Here is a 6,536-nt window from a genome sequence, read left to right as displayed (position 1 = left end):
GTGCCGTCTTTATCGGTATCTATTGATTCAGTGTTATCTAACGGGAAAGCATCTGCACTATCTGCGACATTATCGTTATCGTCATCTGTGTCAGCGTTGTTACCTGTACCGTCGCCATCTGTATCTGTTGATTCCGTTTTATCTAACGGAAAGGCATCATACTTATCTGAAATGCTGTCGCCGTCATCATCGATATCGGCATTATTACCCGTACCGTCGCTATCTGTATCGACAGATTCCGTTTTATCTAACGGGAAAGCATCGGCGCTATCAGCCACACCGTCATTATCGTCATCCGTGTCGGCATTATTACCTGTGCCGTCATTATCAGTATCAACAGATTCAGAAGCATCTAAAGGAAAAGCATCTTTATCATTATCTACGCCGTCGCCATCGGAGTCATTATTGTTTTCCTGACCGTCGCTGTCAGTGCTTTTAGCTGCGTCCAGCGGGAAGGCATCGGCTGTATCAGCTACACCATCATTATCATCATCCGTATCAGCATTGTTGCCCGTACCGTCTTTGTCGGTATCGATAGATTCGGCAGCATCTAGCGGGAAGGCGTCGGCAGTATCAGCCACACCGTCATTATCGTCATCGCTATCTGCATTATTACCTGTGCCGTCTTTATCGGTATCTAAAGACTCAGAGGCATCTAATGGAAACTGATCATCTTTATCTGCCGTGCCGTCATTATCATCATCCAGATCGGCATTATCACCTGTTCCGTCATTATCAAAATCAGCACTTTCCAGCGGATCTGCAGGAAATTTATCAATGCTGTCGGCAACACCATCGCCATCACTATCGCTATCTAAAACTATATTGTCATTATCATCTACATATAAAACCTTACCTGCAAGGCTTGGCTCTTTTTCGCTGTTATCAGCCCGCTGTTGTTCTATTTCGTCACCCAGCTGCTGTGCTCCGTCAAACAGTTTTTGGGATTGTTCCGATACCGAGGCCGCATCGAACTCTTCCGGCAGAATCTGTGCTAATGCTTTTGCAGACTGTGCTAATAAAGTTGAGTCAGCTGCAATATAATCTTCTTCAAAGTCTAAATCCGGCTGCTTAAGCAGAACGCGGATTTCAGCGGAGGCTTCTTCTCTTGACTGTCCGTCCGACATTTTTAGATTTAACAGAGTGGTTATCGGTGTGACTATTTGAGTATTGTCTTCAGAATAATTATCAGCAGATGTTTTCATCTGATAATTTTGCGAGATGGGTATATCGGGCGCATCTGCATCAATGGTTTTTCCTTTAATCGCCTTGGCAATTATCGAATAGTCATTAACATTCCCATCTATATTACTGATATCTAATGATGCATTACCATTGATATCGGTCCACGCTTGAGGCTCATTTTCATTTTGTCTGCCGTCATTATTAACGTCTAACCAGACCAAAGCATCTAATAAATAGCCGTCTATTACTTTAACGTTTAATTTTTTAGCGGAGCTTGATGTGTTGTTATTACTTTCTCCACAGCCGCTGATCATACATAGTGACAAAATTGCAGCGGTTAGCTTTAACTGATTCATTTTATTTCATCCTTAAAATTTTTACTCTACGCCTTCCTGGGCGATATTATTTAAAACCTCCCCAGCTCATCAACAAGTCTGACGGGTAATGTTTTGTGATTGAATTTTGTACTCCGCTATAAGCTGAAACACCCTCCCGGCAGGGGGGCGCAGAGGTGTTTTGGGGGGCGCAGAAGTCGCTTTTGGGATCTGTATCTCGTCATTTTTTTATGAATGGATTAATTCGTGTTTATGCGTATGAGTTATGGTAAAAACAAATCAATAACTTAGTGTTTATAGGGGGTTGGAGAGATTTGCTATAATTATTTCACTCAGCTTGTTTTACTAAAATGCAGGTGGTTTTAGGGCTAAATCTTTAACTGTTTGTAATTTATTCAATCATCTTTTCTACTTCTAGCTTGTTCTTAACTTCAATAGTGACCTGTGTTATTGATTGCCATTGGTATAATTGACTTCGAATGGTTATAATACCCTCCATTTTTTATAAGCAACTCGAAGCGGAAATCATGCAAAAATTCGATACGAAAACATTCCAAGGGCTAATTCTTGCACTGCAAGATTTCTGGGCTCGTCAAGGTTGTGCCATTGTTCAGCCGCTAGATATGGAAGTGGGCGCTGGTACATTTCACCCGCAGACATTCCTGCGTTCAATTGGTCCTGAGCCGATGAGCAGTGCATACGTGCAGCCGTGCCGCCGTCCTACTGATGGTCGTTATGGTGAAAACCCAAACCGTCTGCAGCATTATTACCAATTTCAGGTAGTACTTAAGCCGTCTCCAAAAAATATTCAGGAGCTTTATCTAAAATCTCTTGAAGAGATCGGCGTTGATACTTCAATTCACGATATCCGTTTTGTGGAAGATAACTGGGAATCTCCAACACTTGGTGCATGGGGATTAGGCTGGGAAATCTGGTTAAACGGTATGGAAGTTTCACAGTTTACTTATTTTCAGCAGGTTGGCGGTTTAGAGTGTTCTCCGGTAACAGGCGAAATCACTTACGGCCTTGAGCGTCTTGCAATGTATGTTCAGGGCGTTGACAGTATTTACGATCTTGTCTGGACAGACGGACCTATGGGACGTGTTACCTACGGTGATATTTTCCATCAGAATGAAGTTGAGCAGTCAACTTACAACTTTGAACACGCTGATGTTGATGCATTATTCGGTCAGTTTGATCAATGTGAGCAAGACAGTCAGAAACTGATTGAAGCTGGTTTAGCACTTCCTGCATACGAGCAGGTGATGAAAGCGTCTCATGTATTTAATCTGTTAGATGCACGTCATGCTATCTCTGTTACTGAACGTCAGCGTTATATTCTGCGCGTTCGTACATTATCTAAAGCAGTGGCGGAAGCATATTATGCTAAGCGCGAATCGCTTGGTTTCCCACTTTGCAAAAACCTAGTTAAATAGAGGCAAGTTTCATGTCACAAGAAAATTTACTGATTGAGCTGGGAACTGAAGAGTTACCACCGAAATCATTACGTAAACTTGCTGAGTCTTTTGCAAGTAACGTTGAAGCAGAATTAAATAAAGCGGAATTATCATTTGATAATGTACGCTGGTTAGCGTCTCCACGTCGTTTAGCTTTGATCATTTCTAACCTGTCGGCGACACAGGCTGACAAAGTTGTTGAAAAACGCGGTCCTGCTGTCAACGTTGCATTTGACTCTGAAGGTCAGGCAACTAAAGCTGCCCAAGGCTGGGCACGTTCAAACGGTATTACTGTTGAACAGGCTGAGCGTCTGGTTACTGATAAAGGCGAGTGGTTATTATTTAAGTCGGAAGTTAAAGGTCAGTCTGTTGCACAGCTGGTTCCTGCTATTGCCGCTGGTGCTCTGGCGAAACTGCCGATTCCTAAACCAATGCGCTGGGGTTCTGCAACGACACAGTTTATTCGTCCTGTTCATACTGTCACTATGTTATTTGGTGCACAGCTGATTCAAGGTGAATTATTAGGTGTTGAATCAGATCGTGTTATCCGCGGCCATCGTTTCTTAGGCGAAGCGGAAATGGTGCTAAATCATGCAGATCAGTACGAAACATTATTAGACGATAGCGGTAAAGTTATTGCTGATTATGAACGTCGTAAAGCAATTATTCGTGATCAGGTTGAAGCGCTTGCCGCCCATGAGAACGGTGTTGCCGCTATTGATGAAGAGTTACTTGAAGAAGTAACTTCACTGGTTGAGTGGCCTGTTACACTGATTGGTTCTTTTGAAGATAAATTCCTTGAGGTACCTTCTGAAGCTCTAATGTATACCATGAAAGACAATCAGAAGTATTTCCCGGTATTAGATAAATCTGGAAACCTACTGCCTCGTTTTATCTTTGTTTCTAATATTGTCAGTCGTGATCCTGCTCAGGTGATCAGCGGTAATGAAAAAGTTATTCGTCCTCGTTTAGCCGATGCTGAGTTCTTTTTTGAAACAGATAAAAAGAAAACGCTGGCAAGCCGTTTAGAGTCTTTATCAAGCGTATTATTCCAGAAGCAGCTTGGTACGCTTAAAGAGAAATCTGAGCGTATTTCAAACGTTGCTGAAGATATTGCACTGCAGATCAAAGCCGATACTAAACACGCTCAACGTGCAGGTTTATTATCTAAAACTGATTTAATGACTGAAATGGTAATGGAATTCCCAGATGTTCAAGGCGTAATGGGCATGTATTACGCGAAACATGACGGTGAAGATCATGAAGTAGCTGTTGCATTAAACGAGCAGTATCTGCCGCGTTTTGCTGGTGATAAACTGCCTACGTCATTAGTGGCGTGTGCGGTTTCTTTAGCTGACAAACTGGATACATTAGTAGGTATCTTTGGTATCGGCCAGGCACCTAAAGGTGATAAAGACCCGTTTGCCCTTCGCCGCGCTGCGATTGGTTTACTGCGTATCATTACAGATAAAAACCTAGACTTAGATATTGTTGAATTAGCTGAAATTGCTAAAGCACAGTACGGTGGTAAATTAACTAATACTAATGTTGTTAATGATGTTGTTGATTTCTTATTTGCCCGTTTCCGTGCAACTTATCAGGCCAATGGTTTTTCAGTTGAACTGATTCAGTCTGTGCTGGATCGTCGTCCGACTAAACCCGTTGATTTTGAAAAACGTATTCAAGCTGTTGCTAAGTTCCAGGAACTGCCTGAAGCTGCACCGATTGCAGCAGCCAACAAGCGTATTAGTAATATATTAGCGAAAGTTAAAGGTGATATTAATACAGATGTGGATGCTTCTCTGCTTGAAGAAGATGCAGAAAAGGCATTAGCTGAAATTTTAGGCTCTCTAGAAAGCAAGCTAAGCCCTTTATTTGCAGTCGGAGACTACGAGGCAGCCTTGTTCGAACTTGCTTCTCTACAAGCTCCTGTGGACGTTTTCTTCGATAACGTAATGGTTATGGCTGAAAATGAAGCAGTAAAACAGAATCGTTTAGCAATATTAAACCGTTTACGTAATCTGTTCCTGCAGGTTGCTGATGTATCGGTTTTATAATGTGAAAATTTATCGGCTTTCTGTTTAAGTCTGAATTGTTTTTAAAAGCTCAGTTTTTACTGAGCTTTTTTGTATCTGCTGAAACATTATATTTTTTTCGCTTTGCCTGCTATGGTAAAGCTTGTTTATAAACAAACTATAATTTTTTACCTGTTTCATGTGAAACACATTTCTAAAGTACAACAATATAGGAAAATAAATGCCTTACTCAATCTTCGGAAATAAATTTACCCAGCATTCAGGAATTACTGAACTAATGGATGACCTCAATGAGGGAGTTCAAGGCGGGGATGATATTTTAATGCTGGGTGGCGGTAATCCGGCATCAATACCGGAGATCCAAACTCGACTGGCGGAGTTGATGCAGGAATTGTTAACCCAGGGAAAGTTGATTAATACACTGGCAAACTATGACGGACCACAGGGTAAAAACAGTTTTATCAATGCACTTGCTGAATTGTTTAATGATCTCTATGGCTGGGATTTAAGCTCGGAAAATATCATGCTTACTAACGGCAGTCAGAATGCTTTCTTTTATCTGTTTAATCTATTAGGCGGAAATTTTAGTGCCGGTAAAAAGAAAAAAATCCTATTTCCATTAGCTCCTGAGTATATCGGTTATGCTGATGCCAGTGTTTCTGAAGATGCATTTGTTGCTGTTCGTCCAAAAATAACTGAATTAGAAAACGGCTTATTTAAGTATCATGTTGACTTTGATGCATTAGAAATAAGCAAAGATATCGGGGCTATCTGTGTTTCTCGTCCGACTAATCCGACGGGTAATGTCTTAACCGATGATGAGATTACTCATCTGGATCAGCTGGCGCAGGACAACAATATTCCTTTAATTATTGATAATGCTTACGGGACACCCTTCCCAAATATTATCTTTGCTGAAGCAACACCCTTCTGGAATGCGAATACCATTTTATGCTTAAGCTTATCAAAATTTGGTTTACCGGGTGCACGCTGCGGCATTGTTATTGCCAACCCGGCTATTGTTAAAGCGATGTCTAATTTATCCGGAATCATGGCATTGTCACCGGGAGGTATAGGCCCGGAAATTGCGCTTCCATTAGTTAAAACAAAAGAGATTATTAAGCTTAGTGATGAGGTGATTAAGCCCTATTATCAAAATAAAGCAGAAAAGGCGGTAACACTTCTACAGTCAAAAATCACCACACCAAACTTCAAAATTCATAAAGCAGAAGGCGCTTTGTTTTTATGGTTATGGTTTAAAGACCTACCTATTTCTTCAAATGAATTATATAAAAACCTTAAAGCTAAAGGTCTGCTGATCGTCTCTGGACATTACTTTTTTCCGGGGTTAGATCAAGAATGGAAACATACTCAGGAGTGTATTCGTTTGAACTATGCCCAGGAAGATGATGTAGTTGAGCGCGGTATTACGATTTTAGCTGATATGATTAATGAGTTATACGAAAACTAAACAGTGAAAATAAAACAGAATCTGTTCCACGTGAAACAAATAATTTTAAACG

3 protein-coding genes and 1 pseudogene are annotated in these 6,536 nt (G+C 41.1%); 3 read left to right on the top strand and 1 reads right to left on the bottom strand.

What is annotated here, in order from left to right; translation table 11 throughout:
- Nucleotides 1-1,541, bottom strand: a pseudogene (locus G327_RS0113435) (thrombospondin type 3 repeat-/CalX-beta domain-containing protein); the annotation flags it as partial.
- 506 nt (nt 1,542-2,047) lie between these two features.
- Here G327_RS0113435 and glyQ point away from each other — a divergent pair.
- From glyQ to G327_RS0113415, 3 genes are all read left to right on the top strand, one after another.
- Nucleotides 2,048-2,956 (top strand): glycine--tRNA ligase subunit alpha, encoded by a 909-nt coding sequence (gene glyQ / locus G327_RS0113430; protein ID WP_019615305.1) that lies wholly within the window; start codon nt 2,048-2,050, stop codon nt 2,954-2,956.
- A gap of 11 nt (nt 2,957-2,967) precedes the next feature.
- The gene (gene glyS / locus G327_RS0113425) at nt 2,968-5,034 is read left to right on the top strand and encodes a glycine--tRNA ligase subunit beta (RefSeq protein WP_019615304.1); all 2,067 of its coding nucleotides are present in this window, start codon (nt 2,968-2,970) and stop codon (nt 5,032-5,034) included.
- A 199-nt stretch (nt 5,035-5,233) separates the two neighbouring features.
- Complete coding sequence (locus G327_RS0113415) at nt 5,234-6,484, top strand: valine--pyruvate transaminase (protein ID WP_019615302.1); 1,251 nt, start codon at nt 5,234-5,236, stop codon at nt 6,482-6,484.
- Nucleotides 6,485-6,536: the final 52 nt, after the last annotated feature.

The organism is Psychromonas ossibalaenae ATCC BAA-1528, from assembly GCF_000381745.1.
Classification (GTDB): Bacteria; Pseudomonadota; Gammaproteobacteria; order Enterobacterales; family Psychromonadaceae; genus Psychromonas; species Psychromonas ossibalaenae.
Note: the sequence above shows the minus strand (reverse complement) of the source record. Positions and strands in the feature narration are given on the sequence as shown.